General features: G+C 50.1%; 15 protein-coding genes, 3 tRNA genes and 1 pseudogene. 13 read left to right on the forward strand and 6 right to left on the reverse strand.

Features of this window, described 5'->3' with window-relative positions; genetic code table 11:
* Positions 1-170 precede the first annotated feature (170 nt).
* Together sdiA and AAGR22_RS08845 are read left to right on the forward strand one after the other, a co-directional pair.
* The gene (gene sdiA, locus AAGR22_RS08840) at positions 171-893 is read left to right on the forward strand and encodes a transcriptional regulator SdiA (protein WP_067703022.1); all 723 of its coding nucleotides are present in this window, start codon (positions 171-173) and stop codon (positions 891-893) included.
* Between the two features lie 129 nt (positions 894-1,022).
* Positions 1,023-1,643 (forward strand): acyl-homoserine-lactone synthase, encoded by a 621-nt coding sequence (locus AAGR22_RS08845; protein WP_067703025.1) that lies wholly within the window; start codon positions 1,023-1,025, stop codon positions 1,641-1,643.
* On the opposite strand, the gene AAGR22_RS08850 is transcribed toward AAGR22_RS08845, so the two are convergent.
* Both AAGR22_RS08850 and AAGR22_RS08855 read right to left on the reverse strand, forming a co-directional pair.
* A complete protein-coding gene (locus AAGR22_RS08850; protein ID WP_067703029.1) occupies positions 1,640-1,978 on the reverse strand; it encodes a GlpM family protein in 339 nt (112 codons plus the stop codon). The two genes, AAGR22_RS08845 and AAGR22_RS08850, sit on opposite strands and share 4 nt — an antisense overlap.
* Positions 1,979-2,060: 82 nt before the next feature.
* Positions 2,061-2,285, reverse strand: coding sequence for a DUF2594 family protein (locus AAGR22_RS08855; protein WP_067703031.1), 225 nt, complete (start codon positions 2,283-2,285; stop codon positions 2,061-2,063).
* Positions 2,286-2,524: 239 nt separating this feature from the next.
* On the opposite strand from AAGR22_RS08855, the gene uvrY reads away from it, so the two are divergent.
* From uvrY to AAGR22_RS08885, 6 genes are all read left to right on the forward strand, one after another.
* The gene (uvrY, locus tag AAGR22_RS08860; RefSeq protein ID WP_345831306.1) at positions 2,525-3,184 is read left to right on the forward strand and encodes a UvrY/SirA/GacA family response regulator transcription factor; all 660 of its coding nucleotides are present in this window, start codon (positions 2,525-2,527) and stop codon (positions 3,182-3,184) included.
* Positions 3,177-5,009: an excinuclease ABC subunit UvrC gene (gene uvrC / locus AAGR22_RS08865; RefSeq protein ID WP_345831307.1), complete on the forward strand. Its 1,833-nt coding sequence runs from the start codon at positions 3,177-3,179 to the stop codon at positions 5,007-5,009. The genes uvrY and uvrC overlap by 8 nt, the downstream gene beginning before the upstream one ends.
* Before the next feature lie 71 nt (positions 5,010-5,080).
* Entirely contained in the window at positions 5,081-5,629 is a 549-nt protein-coding gene (gene pgsA, locus AAGR22_RS08870) for a CDP-diacylglycerol--glycerol-3-phosphate 3-phosphatidyltransferase (RefSeq protein ID WP_067703040.1), read from the forward strand.
* A 158-nt stretch (positions 5,630-5,787) separates the two neighbouring features.
* Positions 5,788-5,863: transfer RNA gene (locus AAGR22_RS08875), tRNA-Gly, on the forward strand.
* A gap of 43 nt (positions 5,864-5,906) precedes the next feature.
* A tRNA-Cys gene (locus tag AAGR22_RS08880) sits at positions 5,907-5,980 on the forward strand.
* Between the two features lie 11 nt (positions 5,981-5,991).
* Positions 5,992-6,077 (forward strand) — tRNA-Leu (locus tag AAGR22_RS08885).
* 114 nt (positions 6,078-6,191) lie between these two features.
* On the opposite strand, the pseudogene AAGR22_RS08890 reads toward AAGR22_RS08885, so the two are convergent.
* A pseudogene (locus AAGR22_RS08890) lies at positions 6,192-6,791 on the reverse strand (tyrosine-type recombinase/integrase); the annotation flags it as partial.
* A 17-nt stretch (positions 6,792-6,808) separates the two neighbouring features.
* On the opposite strand from AAGR22_RS08890, the gene AAGR22_RS08895 reads away from it, so the two are divergent.
* A complete protein-coding gene (locus tag AAGR22_RS08895) occupies positions 6,809-7,153 on the forward strand; it encodes a hypothetical protein (protein ID WP_345831649.1) in 345 nt (114 codons plus the stop codon).
* Positions 7,154-7,436: 283 nt separating this feature from the next.
* Positions 7,437-8,468: an IS630 family transposase gene (locus tag AAGR22_RS08900; RefSeq protein WP_345831308.1), complete on the forward strand. Its 1,032-nt coding sequence runs from the start codon at positions 7,437-7,439 to the stop codon at positions 8,466-8,468.
* Between the two features lie 351 nt (positions 8,469-8,819).
* Here AAGR22_RS08900 and AAGR22_RS08905 read toward each other — a convergent pair whose 3' ends face one another.
* A complete protein-coding gene (locus tag AAGR22_RS08905) occupies positions 8,820-9,434 on the reverse strand; it encodes a DsbA family protein (protein WP_345831309.1) in 615 nt (204 codons plus the stop codon).
* A gap of 511 nt (positions 9,435-9,945) precedes the next feature.
* Here AAGR22_RS08905 and AAGR22_RS08910 point away from each other — a divergent pair.
* Positions 9,946-10,428 carry a hypothetical protein gene (locus AAGR22_RS08910; protein ID WP_345831310.1) on the forward strand — a complete coding sequence of 161 codons (483 nt, stop codon included), beginning with the start codon at positions 9,946-9,948 and terminating at the stop codon, positions 10,426-10,428.
* Positions 10,429-10,534: 106 nt separating this feature from the next.
* On the opposite strand, the gene arnT is transcribed toward AAGR22_RS08910, so the two are convergent.
* Positions 10,535-12,202, reverse strand: a complete 1,668-nt coding sequence (gene arnT / locus AAGR22_RS08915; protein ID WP_345831311.1) for a lipid IV(A) 4-amino-4-deoxy-L-arabinosyltransferase — start codon at positions 12,200-12,202, stop codon at positions 10,535-10,537.
* A 656-nt stretch (positions 12,203-12,858) separates the two neighbouring features.
* On the opposite strand from arnT, the gene nhaA reads away from it, so the two are divergent.
* Complete coding sequence (gene nhaA, locus AAGR22_RS08920; RefSeq protein ID WP_345831567.1) at positions 12,859-14,007, forward strand: Na+/H+ antiporter NhaA; 1,149 nt, start codon at positions 12,859-12,861, stop codon at positions 14,005-14,007.
* A gap of 73 nt (positions 14,008-14,080) precedes the next feature.
* Here the strand turns inward: nhaA and AAGR22_RS08925 are convergent, their stop codons facing one another.
* A complete protein-coding gene (locus tag AAGR22_RS08925) occupies positions 14,081-15,571 on the reverse strand; it encodes a glycosyltransferase family 39 protein (RefSeq protein WP_345831312.1) in 1,491 nt (496 codons plus the stop codon).
* Positions 15,572-16,930: 1,359 nt separating this feature from the next.
* Here AAGR22_RS08925 and AAGR22_RS08930 point away from each other — a divergent pair.
* On the forward strand, positions 16,931-17,365 hold the full coding sequence (locus AAGR22_RS08930; RefSeq protein ID WP_067703054.1) for a MarR family transcriptional regulator: 435 nt from the start codon (positions 16,931-16,933) through the stop codon (positions 17,363-17,365).
* The last annotated feature ends 1 nt before the right edge of the window (position 17,366 follow it).

Raw genomic sequence — 17,366 nt, forward strand, 5'->3', positions numbered from 1 at the left:
ATCCAGCAAAGGGCGCCGCATAAAAATGTTCATTTCGGGGTTATTATCACAGTTGTAGTTTTTATGGGATTGCAATGCGGTCTTGCTCTTTTTTATTCATTTTTTTACCCCATATTACTGTAAATAACCGGAACAGGAGGGGACAGCGACAACCCTCCGATGAGGCATTAATGATTGGCAGTAACTATTTCAGCTGGCGTAACGAAATGCGGGCTGCTTTGGATGATGTGAGCGATGCCGCCGAAATAATGTGCGTCATTGAGCAGCAGACGATTAAGCTGGGACTTAAGTTTTACGCGTTATATATCCGACATCCGATTCCTTTTACGCGGCCAAAGACCTTTGTTTATAGTAATTATCCCAGAAAATGGGTCAGGCTTTATCAGAATGAGGACTTTGCGGCCATAGACCCCGTTATCAATTACTGCAAGGTGCCGGGGAAAATATTTTTATGGAGTGACCCCGTTAGCTGCGGAGATAGCAGGGTACTGATGACCGCACAGGAGTACGGGATTTGCTCAGGTTTTTCCTGTTCCACCATGGCCCTCAACCGAGCCACAGGGATATTATCTATGGCATCGCACGAACCTGTTGAAAAAATAAGATTAGTGCAGGAAGATCAGCTAAAGCTCCAGCATTTAGTGGTCCTGGTGCTTGAAGCGTTACAGCGTGTAAAAGATATTTCGATGTCGGTTATGAACATGGAATTAAGCCAGCGCGAGTTGGAGATTCTAAAATGGACGGCAGAGGGTAAAACTTCAGCGGAAATATCCCTCATACTCTGTATTTCGGAAAATACCGTTAACTTCCATCAAAAAAATATGCAAAAAAGGTTTAATGCGCCTAACCGAACCCAGGTGGCCTCCTACGCGGCTGCGATGGGATTAATCTGAGGGGTAATACAACTACTAAATTTGGTAGTTTCGAATTGCTAATAGGTTGTCTACCCTGCGCTCAGGGTAACAACCCTGAGCGGGCCGTCAGGAGCGGCATCCACGAGGGAATGCGTCAGGGGAATAATGATGAAAATTATACAAACAAAACTTAAGGACATGCCTTCCTCCTTACTGGTCGAATTGGGAAGCTACCGCTACAGCGTTTTTGCCAGGGGGGAAGGGTGGTCAATTCCATCACGACTCAGCACGCCTGGTCAGGAGTACGATCGCTTTGACCGCTCAGACGTGACATGGCTGATTGCCTGGACGGCTCAGCATGGCATCTGTGGCTGCGCCCGACTGATGGAGTGGCATGAGCCAGAGGCCAGCCTGGCCTCGGAGAGTAGAAGCAGTAAAAACCCGCTGCCGGCCTGGGAAATGTCGCGGTTTTCAGCCCGACTTGAAATCGATTCGGAGCTACCGCTGAGTATTTTGTGGCACTGCGTCCAGCTGGCAGAACAGTCAGGGATCCGCTTTCTCTATAGTGCGGCAACGCCTATGCTGGAGCATATGTTCGAGAAAAATCAGGTGGTCTATGAGCCACTGACGGCGGGCGTCATCCAGTCTGAAGACAACCTTTTCGCCGTACGCATTCCCGTTCAGCAGCCCCACCTTGCGGAGAAGTTTCGCGGCGCGCGGCGCTTCAGCCCGGAGGAAGTACTGCCCACGCTGGGCGTTTCCGTTAGCTGGGGTTCCAGGGGGCGCTAGCCCTGGAATTTTGCCCACAGCGAAATCAGCACGCCGGCAGCTACGCACCAGCACAACACGCCGCTGCCTAACGCCACAGGCAGCCGCATGAATCCCGTAAAGTACCAAAGGGAAAGCAGATAGATAAAGTAGGGAATAATCGCCCACATGCCAAATATCAGGGTAGTGCGCAATGCCTGAACACCACGTTCACTGCCCACGATATAATGTGCAATCAGCGCAAAGGTAGGGAAAAGAGGCAGGAGCCCTGCAATATAATAGCTGCGCGTTTTAGACAGGATGCCGATCAGCACCACAACCAGCGCGCCCAATAACGCCTTAAAGAGTAAGCCCATTGTTTCCTGTATTCTCTATGAAAAAAACCCACAATCTAACATTCGTGGGCGAAAATCAATGGGCTGAGAATAGGATTATCCGTTACTGGCGATAAGCCTGCTTGATCTGCTTGATGGTGCCGCTGAACACTTCAGCCTGCTCTTCATCGGTTAACTGATTAATGTACCTTTCCATATTGATAATGACTTTACCGGCATCAGCCTGGCCCATACCCTTTAACATAAATGTCACCAGTGCTTTCATACATGCCACTTCTTTGGCCAGAGTTTCAGTTTCTTCGCTGGTTGAAAAGTCTGTATTGCTCATGATTTTTCCTTATAAGTCATCTCAACTTCACCGGCCCGACAGCTGCCGCTGGTACTGTAAACTGGTAACAAGTATACCACATAAGAAACGCCCGCGATCGCCTCGGGGAGCGGACCGCCGTAAATTTCATCCGCGGGATATGTCAATTTTTTCTGTTCTATCGGGGGTTAAAAGAGGTAAGATCGTCCATCGGAAAATCCCTAAATACCGTAGCTGATATCCCCTTTTGGAGAGAACCCTTGATAAGCGTTCTGCTTGTAGATGACCATGAACTTGTCCGCGCGGGCATCCGCCGCATACTGGAAGACATCAAAGGTTTTCAGGTGGTGGGTGAATCCAACTGTGGCGAAGATGCGGTGAAATGGTGCCGTGTAAACAGCGCAGATATCGTGCTAATGGACATGAATATGCCTGGCATCGGCGGTCTTGAAGCTACACGTAAAATCGTGCGCTACAATCCCGATATCAAAATTATCATGCTCACTATACATACCGAAAACCCTCTGCCTGCGCGAGTCATGCAGGCCGGGGCAGCGGGCTATCTGAGTAAAGGTGCGGCCCCTCAGGAAGTGGTCAATGCTATTCGTTCCGTCAATGCCGGGCAGCGCTATATCGCCTCTGATATCGCCCAGCAGATGGCGTTAAGCCAGATTGAACCTCAGAAAACGGATTCCCCCTTCGATAGTTTGTCGGAACGTGAATTACAGATTATGCTGATGATCACACGGGGTCAAAAAGTGGCAGATATTTCAGAGCAGCTGAGCCTGAGCCCCAAAACAGTTAACAGCTACCGCTACCGGATGTTCAGTAAGCTCAACATCAGCGGTGACGTAGAGTTAACGCATCTGGCCATTCGCCATGGCCTGTTTAATCCGGAGTCGTTGATCAGTAGTGAATGATGTATTTGATGCTAAAACCTTCCTGAAGTCTGTGACCAGCCAGCCCGGCGTCTACCGTATGTATGATGCAGGCGAAACGGTTATCTATGTCGGAAAAGCCAAAGATCTTAAAAAGCGTCTCTCAAGCTACTTTCGCGGCAACCTCGGGAGCCGTAAAACGGAAGCGCTGGTTGACAGCATTCGTCAGATTGATGTCACGGTAACGCACACAGAAACCGAAGCGTTACTCCTCGAACATAACTACATCAAGCTGTATCAGCCTCGCTACAACGTGCTGCTGCGGGATGATAAGTCTTACCCCTATATTTTCCTTAGTGCGGATGCCCATCCACGCCTGGCCAGTCATCGCGGTGCAAAACATGCGAAAGGTGAATACTTCGGCCCTTTCCCAAATGGTTACGCGGTGCGTGAAACCCTCTCGCTGCTACAGAAAATATTCCCGGTCAGGCAGTGTGAAAATAACGTCTACCGCAATCGCTCCCGTCCCTGCCTGCAATATCAAATCGGACGCTGCCTGGGACCGTGCGTGGCAGGCCTGGTGTCGGAAGAGGAATACGCGCAGCAAATTTCCTGGGTGCGGCTCTTTTTATCCGGTAAGGACGATCAGGTCCTTAATCAGCTGGTCGCACGGATGGAGCAGGCCAGCCGCGATCTCAAATTTGAGGAAGCGGGGCGGCTACGCGACCAGATCCAGGCGGTGCGACGCGTCACTGAAAAGCAGTTCGTCTCCAATAATGGCGACGATCTGGATGTTATCGGCGTGGCTTTTGACTCGGGTATGGCCTGCCTGCACGTCCTCTTTATCCGCCAGGGAAAGGTTCTGGGCAGCCGCAGCTATTTCCCGAAAATACCCGGCGGCACCGAGATGGCCGAAGTGGTGCAGACATTTGTTGGACAGTTTTATTTGCAGGGTAGCCAGGCCCGCACGCTTCCTTCCGATATTCTGCTGGACTTCACCCTGCCTGAAAAGGATCTGCTGGCCGAGTCGCTGACCACCCTTGCCGGACGGCGGGTGACCATCCAAAGCCGTCCGCGAGGCGATCGTGCCCGCTACCTTAAGCTGGCGCGCACTAACGCCAGCACCGCATTGGTCAGCCGTCTCTCGCAGCAGTCGACGATTCACCAGCGGCTTCACGCGCTGGCGACGGTGCTTAAGCTGCCGGAAATTAACCGCATGGAGTGCTTTGATATCAGCCATACCATGGGCGAACAGACCATTGCCTCCTGCGTGGTTTTTGACAGTAATGGTCCGCTGCGTGCGGAGTACCGCCGTTACAATATTACGGGCATCACACCGGGCGATGATTACGCGGCAATGAATCAGGTGCTGCGTCGGCGATACGGTAAAGCCATTGAAGAGAATAAAATTCCGGACGTGATTCTTATCGACGGCGGCAAGGGTCAGTTAGGACAGGCCAAAACGGTTTTTGCGGAGCTGGATGTGGAGTGGGACAAGAGAAAGCCAATTCTGCTGGGGATTGCCAAGGGAACCGATCGTAAGGCCGGGCTGGAAACGCTGTTCTTCGAGCCAGAAGGCGAGGGGTTCTCTCTGCCCCCTGACTCTCCGGCGCTGCACGTGCTTCAGCATATCCGTGACGATTCTCACAATCATGCCATCACCGGGCATCGTAACAAGCGTGCTAAGGTCAAAAATACCAGCGCACTGGAAACGATTGAGGGCATTGGTCCGAAACGCCGCCAGCAGTTGCTGAAATACATGGGCGGCCTCCAGCCCCTGATGAATGCGTCGGTGGACGAAATCGCCAGGGTGCCGGGGATTTCGCAGTTACTGGCGGAGAAAATCTTTTATTCGCTGAAACACTAAGCATTGCAACGGTCCGGGCAATGTAGGAACATAGGGACAAATTCTACCCTGCCCAGACAGTTAGCGTACCTATGCATTTTAACATTCCGACCTTACTTACTCTGTTTCGTGTCGTTTTGATTCCGTTCTTTGTGTTGGCATTCTACCTGCCATTTCAATGGGCTCCGCTGGCTTGCGCGCTTATTTTTATCGTGGCGGCCATCACTGACTGGTTCGATGGCTACCTTGCCCGACGCCTGAAACAGACCACCCGCTTTGGCGCGTTCCTCGATCCCGTGGCGGATAAAGTGATGGTGGCAATTGCCCTGGTGCTGGTGGCCGAACACTTCCACGCCTGGTGGGTTACGCTGCCCGCAGCAACGATGATCGCACGTGAAATTATCATCTCTGCCCTGCGCGAATGGATGGCAGAAATAGGCAAGCGCAGTAGCGTGGCCGTTTCATGGATCGGTAAAGTCAAAACCACCGCCCAGATGCTCTCTCTCTTTGCGCTGCTCTGGCGCTATGACAGCACCGTTATTGGCATTGGCGTGGTCGCGCTGTATATCGCTGCGGTGCTGACTTTTTGGTCGATGTTCCAGTATCTCAACGCTGCGCGCGGTGATTTGTTCGAACGGTGATCGATACGATTTAAAAAGCAGCAAACGGATAAAATATGAGGATAATTTTATTGACTCATTTCTCCAGGTCAGTAGAATGCAACGCATCGAAAGGCAGTCAGGCTGCCAGAAGATAAAATAAATCAGCATGTTCTGTGAAGCTGGCAGAAATGATGAAGGCGGGAATAGCTCAGTTGGTAGAGCACGACCTTGCCAAGGTCGGGGTCGCGAGTTCGAGTCTCGTTTCCCGCTCCAAATTCAGCCTGTCAGGTAGAGCCTGGTGGCTAAGCAAGATTAAGGCGCGTTGGCAGAGTGGCCATGCAGCGGATTGCAAATCCGTGAACCTCGGTTCGACTCCGGGACGCGCCTCCACTTTACACCCTGCCCGGGTGGTGAAATCGGTAGACACAAGGGATTTAAAATCCCTCGGCTTATGGCTGTGCGGGTTCAAGTCCCGCCCCGGGCACCATACTTTTACTACCGATTAAACGAATAAAATCAAAGCAATAAGCAGTGATGTCGTAACCGCCCAAGGGCGGTTTTTTTGTGTCTGCCATTTATTTCCTAATATCACTTCCTAATATCATGCGTTCTTTTTCTGACCACCAACCACCGGAACAACCACGATTTTACGGTCGTAGGTAGCAGTTTGCTCGATGTTCTTATGCCCAGTGATGGCTCTCTTTTCATAGAGGTCACCTTCAAGATCAGATACGCCTTTTGCCTTCAGGTCATGGAAGGTGAAATCGAATAGCAACTCAGGGAATTTTTTCCTGGCCTCTTCCCGTGCCGCACTCCAGCGACTATTAAACCCGTCACGTGTATATCCCGAGCCGTTTGGCTGGTGGATAATGAAGATACTACTCATCCCCGGCTTTAGCGGTAACTGCCCCGCCAAGTTGATTGCTGACATAAAGCGAGGGGACCAGCCCTTTATTTGGGCAACACCAGTTTTGCTTTGCTTAATTAAAATGCCTTCCTCCATTATCTGACTTTTTTTCATGGAAAGCACATCAGCTTGTCGGGCGCAGCACAGGTAAGCCAGCTCCATAGCTATTTTCACAATATCCGGCGCACACGAATACACAGCTTGATACTCAGCATCCGTAACGTAACGGTCACGTGACTCTTCCTTGAACTTCTTAACCCCTTTAGTTGGATTGCCCTTCACCATGCCTCATTCACACCCGCTTATTCGATATGGACCAGCTGGAGATCCTGCAGCACGTAGTAGGGCATCCGTTTCTTGCAGATGACTTTGCAGCACAGTTCGGCATGCTGGTGGTCGAGAATCCCAGGCCTGAACGAATTGATAACGTCGAACTTTTCACAATCCAAATGAGGGTAGACGCGGCAAAGGGAATGATTGCTCAGGCAAAACTGGCTGCAGAAGAGGACGGGATCCTTGAACAGCACGAGCTTAAAACTGTTGCCAGAAACGTTCTGAAGTCGGTCAGGCACACAAAGCAGAGTTTTCTATACTGGGCGGCGCTGCATGGTATGCAGGCTGATGCAGTGGATTTAATGGCAGGGAGAAGGGGTTGATGCCCAGGGGATTGCGGCCCCCGAGCATAGGCGCTCAAGTCACTTTTAGCGGAGACACAAGCACATGAACAGTTTACTGGAAAAAGCGGAGATACCGCAATTCTTCACAAAGCAAATTTGCGCGGGCTATTTCGTCTACGAGAAGAAGATACCAGGTACGGCACCGGGTCAGCATTCATCTAAATAGCTGCGCGGAATAGTAGATCACTTTGAGGGAACTCAGCCCGGATTGTGCGATCTGATCAATCGCCAAACTAATACAAATCACCAACCGGACTGAGCAATGCCGATCATAGCACCCATTTCCCCTGAAGAACGACGCCTGATGCGAAAAGCTATCCATAAAACGCGTGACAAAAACCATGCCCGCAGACTGACGGCCATGCTGATGCTGCATCGGGGTGACCGTGTCTCCCACGTCGCCAAAGCGCTCTGCTGCGCCCGTTCATCCGTCGGGCGTTGGATAAACTGGTTTACGTTGTTCGGTGTTGAAGGACTCAAATCGTTACCCGCAGGGCGCTCCCGCCGATGGCCATTTGAGCATATCTGTACATTGTTACGTGAACTGATAAAGCACTCGCCCGCTGATTTTGGTTATCAACGTTCACGCTGGAGTACGGAGCTGCTGGCTATAAAAATCAGAGAGATAACCGGGCACCGGTTACACGCCGGAACCCTTAGTCGCTGGCTGCCGTCAGCCGGGCTTGTCTGGCGCAGGGCGGCACCGACGCTGCGGATCCGTGACCCGCACAAAGATGAAAAGATGGCGGTGATCTGTCAGGCGCTGGACAAATGCAGCGCAGAGCATCCGGTATTTTATGAAGATGAAGTGGATATCCATCTCAATCCCAAAATCGGTGCAGACTGGCAACTGCGCGGGCAGCAAAGACGCGTGGTAACACCGGGTCAAAATGAAAAATATTACCTGGCGGGCGCGCTGCACAGCGGAACGGGCAAAGTCAGCTACGTTGTCGGCAGTAGTAAAAGTTCGGTGTTGTTTATCAGCCTGCTTAAGCACCTGAAGGCGGGTTACCGCCGTGCAAAAACGATCAGGCTGATTGTCGATAACTACATCATCCACAAAAGCCGTGAAATCCAGCGCTGGCTGAAAGCGAACCCGAAGTTCAGCGTGATTTATCAGCCGGTTTACTCACCGTGGGTGAACCATGTTGAGCGATTATGGCAGGCGCTTCACGACACGGTAACCCGCAACCACCAGTGCCGTTCAATGTGGCAGTTGCTGAGAAAGGTTCATCGCTTTATGGAAACCGTCAGTCCATTCCCCGGCGGGAAACATGGCCTGGCAAAAGTGTAGCGGTATTCGGCGCAGCTATTTAGGGCGTTCGTTGACGTTGTAACGCTTTATGCTCGTGATGTTTTACCCTGTGGCCAGCCTGTCACTCACTATAGGTTTCGCCAGTGCGTTGACCAAGACCTGCTCAGCAACGGTACCGCGTTTTATGGCAATGATGAACGCTTTTAGAAAACGTTGGCTCACCGGGCTTAAGCGCAATGAAACGAAGTGAGGACTCGTCAGGAAATAACGTGTTCACGTTCCTCCGGCACAACTGTTCATCACCGCCGGAATACGCAAAGCAGACCTGTCGTTCGCCGGTACCGTTGCAGGTCTGTGCATCCCTGACCCATTCGCTCAGGCGTGCCAGCATCACTTATTTTTAAGTAGCTCTGAAACGAGACCAGCATACGCAGCAACATAGCCCTCCGGAGTCTTTGCTTTCACGCCGCTATTGTCAATAAGGTAGCGGCCCTTTACGTAAAAAGAGGGGGTGCCGCTAACCCTGAAGGCGCTGACCATAGCCTCCTGCCGGGCGATAAATGCTCTGGTCATCATGCTGTGCCGCGCGCTGTTATACGCTTCCGGACTGATGCCCGCCTCACTGAATATCGCATAGATATCGTCCAGCTTATTTATTGACCTGTCGCGCTGAACCGCTATAAACAGCCGGTGCTCCACGAGGTCTGTCACACCCGTAACCGTGGCGACTGCCCAGGCCTCGCTCAGTTCATGACCGAGTTTTCCCATAGCACTGACGTGATACCTGGTCACGCTGTTTCCTGCCGGAAGTATCCGGTTAATTCCTGCGACTACGGGGTACTGGTCAGTAAATAAATAGCAGGGGCCACAATAAAAAGAGAAAAACTCCACCACGTCGGGTGCATCAGGCACGGGAGGTGAAAGCGTACTGTACGGCTTTGCTGATGCGCTGGTGCATAATACAGATGCGGCCAGAATCGCCGCAAACAGACAGAATTTTGTCATTTTTTATCCTTTTTTCCGAATTAAGGGAGTGCCTGGCTTTCGGGAATGACAGATCATAATATACATCCACTTTCTGACGACGGATCTGATACGCAGCACTGACAATAATAACCGGATCGGTAACGGACATGCACTTTATATGCCGTTCATTTATGGGCGGTTAATTTCGCAAACTCTTTTTTTTCTTCGCAGAGCTTCTCTGTCAATTCGGGGTTGTTGAAAGCGGTGCAGGTTATTTTCTCATCTTTATTTGGAGTTCAGGTGGGATTTTTCTTCAAGATTGCGTAAGCTGAGTGAATAAGCCAGATATCAGCAGATACACTGAGCGATTACCGCTAAGTTCAGCGATATGCGTATGAAATGAAAAAGCGACAGTGGTGGTATTGACGTATTTTCCGGCTCGCCCACTTTACAACATGATCAATACATTGAATACTTTACTCAAACACAGTACGATTTGTGAGCATATGAATCTTCGTCCTGAATAAAACCCTGAATGGAGTCATTTCAAGTGAAAAAAACTTTAAGAACTTATGTGCTCTTATTACTGGCTGGACTGTCGGCTTCTTTAACCTCTGTGGCCGCCCCTTTACTGGTGTCAGTAATGCCGTATATGCCGGGGAAAATCAGCGTCACGGTTGACTGGAGTCACATGGTTTCTGACCCGCAAAGAGACACCAGCATGCTCCCCTGCGCCGGTGGCACCTGTGCGCAACAGCATGTCGGTCTGATTGCAAACATTAATGGCAGGGACGAAGATTTCCCGCGTATTACAAGCCGCATCAGTACCCCAACTGCTTCAGAGGCCGATGCGCTTAGGCTTCTGACCTCCGCAAGTAGAACGGCCGGTGTGTCGCGATACATCATCCCCTTACCGGTGACCTCTGATTTATGCTTTAAATACACGCTCGGTTATTCTTTTGATGTGCACACATTCAGTAAACCAAACTGTATTGCGAAATCACTGCTGAAGACGACAGATCACCACCAATAAAGGCCTGATGCGCCTAAAACAGCACCATGAGAAATGAATGCTGCGCGCCCGGAAATAAAAAGATTGCAGACAGAACCTTTTAGGTTCTGTCGCATCTCGATTGTGCCTAATGCGCTTTTTGATACCAAAGCAGTACCAGTCTCCCCATCTTCACCGTTTTTTCAGGCGTCGGCAACCTGTCCTGAAGCTGATTATTGGCAGGCAGTTGTAGGATGAGCGAGGTATTACCCCATTTTCTTTTCTGCATGAGCCATGAAGGAAAATCTTCTTCACTCACATATTGCGCACCCCCATCCGGGTAGGAAAGGCCGTATTGCACCTCACCCCGTACGTCATACATGATGATATCACTACGTTTTAATTCCCAGGCCAGCCCTGTAGCAATGCCAACATTATTCGTCAGTACAGTAGCGCTCTCTGTCAGCGTTTTCACATTGTCAGCGATAAAATGTTGCGGCTGGTTGGTATCGACGATTTGTTGAGGAATCAAATAACCGGCGCAGAGCGCGAACATCAACGGACATGCTGCGGCGTAAGGCCAGAAACTTGCATGATTTCGTAACGTAATATATCCAACCGCTGCCCACATCAAAAACGCAAAAACACCTAAGGCAACTTTTGAATATTCCTGTGGTCCATAGACAACATAGTGTGGGAACAGGCCCAGTCCTAAAACAAAAATAGTCAGAGCACAAATCAACCCAAATACCAGGTTGATAATCCCATTCACCCTGAACACTCGCAGTGACCTATTCGTCACACAATCTTTAGCGTAAGCGGCGATTAGAAGAGCAATGGGTGCCATGCATGGCAGGATATAGGTAAGTAATTTTCCTTTGGCAAGGCTAAAGAAAAACAGAGGCATAATGACCCAGCTTAGTAAAAAGAATAAGTCAGGCCGTGTCGTTCTTTCACGCCATCCTTTAAGCAAAGATGAAGGGAGTAATGCCATCCAGGGTAATGTCCCCAGCAACAGGATGGGTAAATAAAACCAGAATGGGGATTTATGCTGTGCTTTTTCAGATGCGAAGCGTTGGATATGTTCTACCCAGAAAAAATAGTTCCAAAAATCAGGCTCACGTAAGGCAATTGCGATAGCCCAGGGCAAACTCACTAACACGGCGACGACGACGGCTAAAGGGCCAAAACAGAGCACCTCTTTGAGCTTGCGTTGCTGCCAGACTATTGGCAGCGTAGCAATAACAGGGACTGCGAGTGCCAAAAAACCCTTAGTCATAAAGCCTGCGCCGCAGGCCACCCCGAGTAAGGCATACCACCCACACTTTTTCCAAAATGTGGTGGCCTGTAGTGACATATATGAGGCAACCATGCCTGCCGTTAGCCACAAGGATATCATCGGGTCGAGTACACTGTAGGTACCTACGCTGAGTACCAGTATTGATGTAAGGTAAATAAGAGCTGCCAGTAGCGCTGTTTTGTGGCTTTGCCACAGCATTAACGCCAGCCAAAAAATGAGGGCGGCGCTGCATGCGGTACTGAATACTGAGCCAAAGCGCACGGCAAAGTTACTGTCACCGAACAGCCACTGGCTAAAATTATTTATCCAATACCCTGCGACCGGTTTTTCGAAATAACGCAGTCCTAACAGGTGGGGAACGACCCAATCCCCGCGCTGAAGCATTTCCCGGCTGATTTCTGCATAACGTGTTTCATCAGGTTGCCATAGCAAGCGGCCATTAAGGGGGATTAAATAGAGAAGTGCAAATAACACAGATAATAGGGCCACATAACTACGCTTCAAAAATACGAACATTGGTACATCCTTTTCAAGGCGTTATCAGAGTAACGACAATGCTTAGCGAGCAAATTAAAAGCAGGCGACCTAAATATTAAGATCTATCATTGAGTAGTTTATTGTAAGGCCCAATTTCTATTCGCCAGCACAACGCGCCCATTCCTTTAGGCGCAGGATCTTCTTTGTTGACAGTTGGTTTAGAGGGGTTGAAGTCCAATAGAAAGAAAATGGCCTATTAAGGCTTCCCCTACTGTAAACGTCGGTTTGATTTTTTCTGTCTGACTTTCACTAATAGTAAAAGGATAAGAGTGCGCTATTCTAAACGGTCTTAATGGCAACGACGGTACGCCAGTAATCCTGGTGTTTGAGCAGTGGACATACCCCACATGACTGCTTTAAGCGCATGGCTGACGACGGCTAATATGACCCTGGCTGCGGCAGCTTTACAGGTCTTTACCTCTTCCGCCTGAGGAGTGGGGTACAGGTTATGGTAAAATAACAGTCACACTAATTTATTAATTCATCTGTAATTAGTGATAATACTTCTTCGTCTCCCTTGCATGTATTAGGCGGTTTACGTTCTGATGACCAGCGGCTGTACATCAGGAGAGAGCTGTTTTTAACAAATAAAGGGAGGGAGAGTGTCAGAGCCCCGTGACAGTAATACAAATAGCATGTCAGAAGTACCTTCTGCATTTTTCAGCTCGCCGGCAGCCGGTGGCATCGTGCTCATCATTGCCTCAGCAGCCGCTATTATCGTGGCCAACTCTCCGCTCAGGGAGGGATATGAGGCATGTTTGAAATACAACGCCGCCGGCCTCTCCGTTGAGCACTGGATAAACGACGGCCTGATGGCCGTGTTCTTCATGATGGTCGGCCTGGAAATCAAACGCGAGCTTCTCATCGGCCAGCTTTCCACGTGGAGTCAGCGCGCGCTGCCGGGATTTGCCGCGCTGGGTGGGATGGCCGTGCCTGCCGTAATTTACGTATGGTTTAATGCGGGCAGCAATGAAACCCTCGCGGGCTGGGCCATTCCTGCCGCCACAGACATTGCATTTGCGCTCGGTGTACTGGCACTGCTGGGGAGTCGCGTACCTGCCTCGCTGAAAATTTTCCTGTCGGCGCTGGCTATTCTGGACGACATGGGCGCAGTGGCTATTATTGCGCTCTTCTATACCAGTAATATTTCGTTTCTGATGCTGGCTGGCGCGGCGGTCACGGTAGCCCTGCTGTTTATCATGAATCGTTCCGGGGTAACCCGGCTGCTTCCCTATCTCCTGGCGGGCGGCGTGCTGTGGTTTTTCATGCTTCAGTCTGGGGTACACGCCACTGTCGCGGGTATCCTGCTGGCCTTCTTTATCCCGCTGCGGCCAGCCGACCCGGATAAAGCCCCCCCTCTGGATCAGTTGGAGCACGGCATTCATCCGTGGGTCACGTTTTTGATACTGCCGTTGTTTGGCTTTGCCAATGCGGGGGTCACATTGTCCGGCATGACGGCGGATGACCTCATATCGTCGGTGTCGGTCGGCGTGGCGCTGGGCCTGTTTTTTGGCAAGCAGGTGGGCATTTTCTTCCTGTCGCTGTTGGCCGTCAGACTGGGCCTGGCAAAACGGCCTGAAAAAAGCTCCTGGCTGCAGGTTTACGGCGTGTCGGTCATGTGCGGAATCGGGTTTACCATGAGCCTGTTTATCGGCAACCTGGCTTTTGCAGGAAGCCCTCTGTTAATCGACGAGGTTAAGGTGGGAGTGCTGGTCGGCTCCGTACTGGCGGCACTGGCCGGTATGCTGATACTGCGTTTGTCTCCTTCGCATCCTTTCCGGTAACGCATTCGAGTCTGTAAAATCCTCGTGATATGTGGGCTGCCCTCCCAAAGGGTGCAGCCCAATTTTCACAGATTTACAGCTCGTTATTCGTATATTTCTCCGACGGGCCTTCATGCAACAAGAGCGTGCCAGCGTTCGGTTTTACAAATCCGATACATACAGGCTTACTGATATGCTCGTTATCCTCCTGGAAAGTTATCTGGCTGATAGCATCAAGCGGCAGCTGCGGCCATTGCGTCAGCGCCCTGGTAAACGAAGCGTGGGTACAGTTTTTATCAGACCGACCAATCAGTAACGCCCCTGAGTGCAGGATATCGGCAAGTTTGATATCTGCGTTATAGATATTAGGTTTAGTGCTGTTATTCCAGGGGGTAATAATTTTGGGACCCGACGCTGCATAAAAAGTGAGCCATTCGGCCAGGTGCTCTCCCCCTACCAGACGCAATGGCGTTCCATAACGTTCTTGCCATAGCCGTTCCGCTTTTTGGCTGAACGGGATAATACCGCTCATTTTTTGCCCCGCATTACCTACATTCGTTATCATGACGGTAGCATACCCAAGCAGAACCAGACCCGCTGAACCCATTAGCAAGAGAGTAGATCTTCTCACTGGCTGCACATTGGGAGTGACGACGCAGGCGACAACCAGCGCTGGCGCCAGAATAAAAAATGGCTGTAGCCACTCCGTCAGTCTTCCTCCATGATGAAACAGAAACCACAAACAAATCAATGCCAGCGGTAATAAGGCGACTAACAGGACAACGCATTTATTGATGTCAGCAGGCCATCGGAGCCGAATTTTGCTTAGATGCAATATCCACCATAAGAACAGCAGCGGGTAATTGATACTGAGTAACTTTATGAATACTCCAGGGTTAAACTGACGCTTTATCTGCGAATCCACCCAGTTGAAGGCAGCGAAGTTATGCTCCCACAGCCAGAACAGGTTTGGAGCAATAATGGCAAGGCCAGTAAGTAGCGCCAGATAAAATATAGGCTGGCGATAACATGCCCGAATCTTTGGCATGACCAGCGTGGCAATTAACACCGCGCCGACAAATGCCAGTGTCGAATACTTAGCCATCGACCCCAGACCGGCTGTTACTGCAAATGCCATCCACCACGCTGGATGGCGTGCGAATGCCAGGAAAAAGAATAACAGCATCCACGGCCACAGCATAACCAGTAGATAGTTGTCGTTATAGCTAATAATGTCGAAGTTAATGATTCCTGACAGGTTGAGAGTGAATAATGCAAGCCAGGCCATACGTTCGCTACCGCTCAGGTATTTCGCAAGAAACCAGCAGCCGACCATCCCGACAGCAACCGCAAAAAAATGCGTGATATACCAGTAAACGCTCAGTGGGGTACCCGCAAACCACAGCGCCGGACGCCATACCATGCTAACCAGCCATGGATTTTTCGGTGAGCCCCATTCTGTATTTTGCGCCCAATTCAGTGCTTCAACGGCATCGTAAGGAACCGTGGGGTCCAGAAAGATAGTTGCCATACTCCACAAGAGAGCGTAGACGCCCACCCACACCATTAAAATCACGATACTCATCAATTTCCTTGGAGAAAATATATAAAGAGTGAAAAACCTTATTTTATAAAACCAATTCTAATTTTCAGTTAAACCGAAAGTGATTCAATCAATGTCACCGTGCTAAAGATGAAGGGGGAGCACATAAGGATATCCGTTCCCTCCCTCCGGGCCAGTGAGATTATTGTTCTGGGGCGCGGACTGCTAACAGGGGGTTGTGGTAACGGGAAAATGTGGGGTTTAGGCTTAGAACGTCGAAAATACACAGATCCGTCGTATCCGATACGACGAAATGAAATGAGCATCGGGCTTTTTACAGCGCCGGACTCAGGTGGGGAAAGGGTATATATGAGGTGTCTACGCATACTGCGGTTTTCTGAATAAAAAAAATTCACCACCTATAAAATGAACATTCTCCAAACCATATGCGAAAAATATCATGGGTAATCTTGCCGTGTAAGATTTAAATGAATTTTTTGCGCGGTTTACTATTAGTGCGATATGTTTTTTAGATTATTGTTGTCCCTCGATAAAAGTAAATAATTGTTACCCCGGAGGCTGAAAAAGATGATTTTATCACCGTTTAATAGCCATTAATGATTCAATGATCTTAATTATTCTTTGGGCTTAACCTAAATGCCATCCTCACATTATGTTACTTTATTTTTTCCATTTTTATAACCTATTAAGTTTCTCAGCAACGATGAAAAATAAAAAGTATTAAAGTAGTGCAGGTCTATCATATGCATTTAAAATAACCGCGTGGATAAATATAACTATTCAGCCTGCATTGCCGCTTTCTGCAGCATTTTCTCCAGCTGTCGCGGTGGCACTCCAGGGTTTTCTGTTTTATGGCCAGAAAAAAGTTCACACCTGCATTCAGCCCTGAGCTGGACGCACAGGGTTAACACCCCACTGACTCCAGGGCATTGATCGTTGGTGACGATCAATACCGCTAAACCGATCGTTTTAAGTGATTGGACTATGAAGGGGCCAGGAAATAGGGTGAACGGGTTCCCGGAACTGGGCGTAGTGATAACCTGATGAAAATTTTAGCCATGAAATATTGCACGGATTGCGGAATCAAACGCCGCCTGACAGCACGCCTGTTCGCAATCGATGATGAACTTTGCGACGACTGCTACTTTGCATTTGTTAAATCAGTACGTGAAAGGTACGACTGAGCAGTACCATTAGAGAGTGCTAACCCGCCTGTGGGCTAATGCTGGTCTCCCTTATGCGACCGGGGTTACCCATCGTCCTGATTGTATGGCGGCACAAACTTTGCCTGCAGGTTTGCAATCCTCTTCCCATCTTCTGCCATCCATGATTATAATTACCGCAACTGTATAGTTAGAACCCTAATCATCAGGCGTCTACATGTCGAATGTCTCAGAACTTAACTTCTCCCGGTTGCTGCATATGACTGCCCATGCGTGGCGGCAGGCTATCGATCGCCGTATGAAGGACAGTGGGCTCAGCATGAGTAGCTGGCTGGCGGTCGTGGCAATCGCGGCTGAAGAGGCACCGATGAGCCAGAAAGAGCTGGCGCATCGGCTGGGGCTGGAAGATGCCAGCGTCGTACCGCTGATCGACAGGCTGGTCAGGCAGCAGCTGGTTGAGCGCATCCAGCCTGAAGAGGATCGCCGTAAGCGGCTGCTGCACTTAACGTTTAAGGGCGGAAAGCTGTACGAAAAGTTGAAGATTGAGGCGGATAATCTGCGCAGTGAGCTGCTGACGGATATCAATCCGCAGGATCTGGCGGTTGCCGAGCGCGTGCTACAGCGCCTGCTAATCGCAACCGAGGCCAAATAGT

The organism is Erwinia sp. HDF1-3R (genome assembly GCF_039621855.1).
Lineage (GTDB): Bacteria > Pseudomonadota > Gammaproteobacteria > Enterobacterales > Enterobacteriaceae > Erwinia.

Excerpts from the sequence above, each read along its gene's own strand:
- sdiA (WP_067703022.1), top strand. The coding sequence starts at position 171 with ATGATTGGCAGTAACTATTTCAGCTGGCGTAACGAAATGCGGGCTGCT.
- AAGR22_RS08845 (WP_067703025.1), top strand. The coding sequence starts at position 1,023 with ATGAAAATTATACAAACAAAACTTAAGGACATGCCTTCCTCCTTACTG.
- AAGR22_RS08850 (WP_067703029.1), bottom strand. The coding sequence starts at position 1,978 with ATGGGCTTACTCTTTAAGGCGTTATTGGGCGCGCTGGTTGTGGTGCTG.
- AAGR22_RS08855 (WP_067703031.1), bottom strand. The coding sequence starts at position 2,285 with ATGAGCAATACAGACTTTTCAACCAGCGAAGAAACTGAAACTCTGGCC.
- pgsA (WP_067703040.1), top strand. The coding sequence starts at position 5,081 with ATGCATTTTAACATTCCGACCTTACTTACTCTGTTTCGTGTCGTTTTG.
- AAGR22_RS08895 (WP_345831649.1), top strand. The coding sequence starts at position 6,809 with ATGGACCAGCTGGAGATCCTGCAGCACGTAGTAGGGCATCCGTTTCTT.
- AAGR22_RS08900 (WP_345831308.1), top strand. The coding sequence starts at position 7,437 with ATGCCGATCATAGCACCCATTTCCCCTGAAGAACGACGCCTGATGCGA.
- AAGR22_RS08905 (WP_345831309.1), bottom strand. The coding sequence starts at position 9,434 with ATGACAAAATTCTGTCTGTTTGCGGCGATTCTGGCCGCATCTGTATTA.
- arnT (WP_345831311.1), bottom strand. The coding sequence starts at position 12,202 with ATGTTCGTATTTTTGAAGCGTAGTTATGTGGCCCTATTATCTGTGTTA.
- nhaA (WP_345831567.1), top strand. The coding sequence starts at position 12,859 with ATGTCAGAAGTACCTTCTGCATTTTTCAGCTCGCCGGCAGCCGGTGGC.
- AAGR22_RS08925 (WP_345831312.1), bottom strand. The coding sequence starts at position 15,571 with ATGAGTATCGTGATTTTAATGGTGTGGGTGGGCGTCTACGCTCTCTTG.
- AAGR22_RS08930 (WP_067703054.1), top strand. The coding sequence starts at position 16,931 with ATGTCGAATGTCTCAGAACTTAACTTCTCCCGGTTGCTGCATATGACT.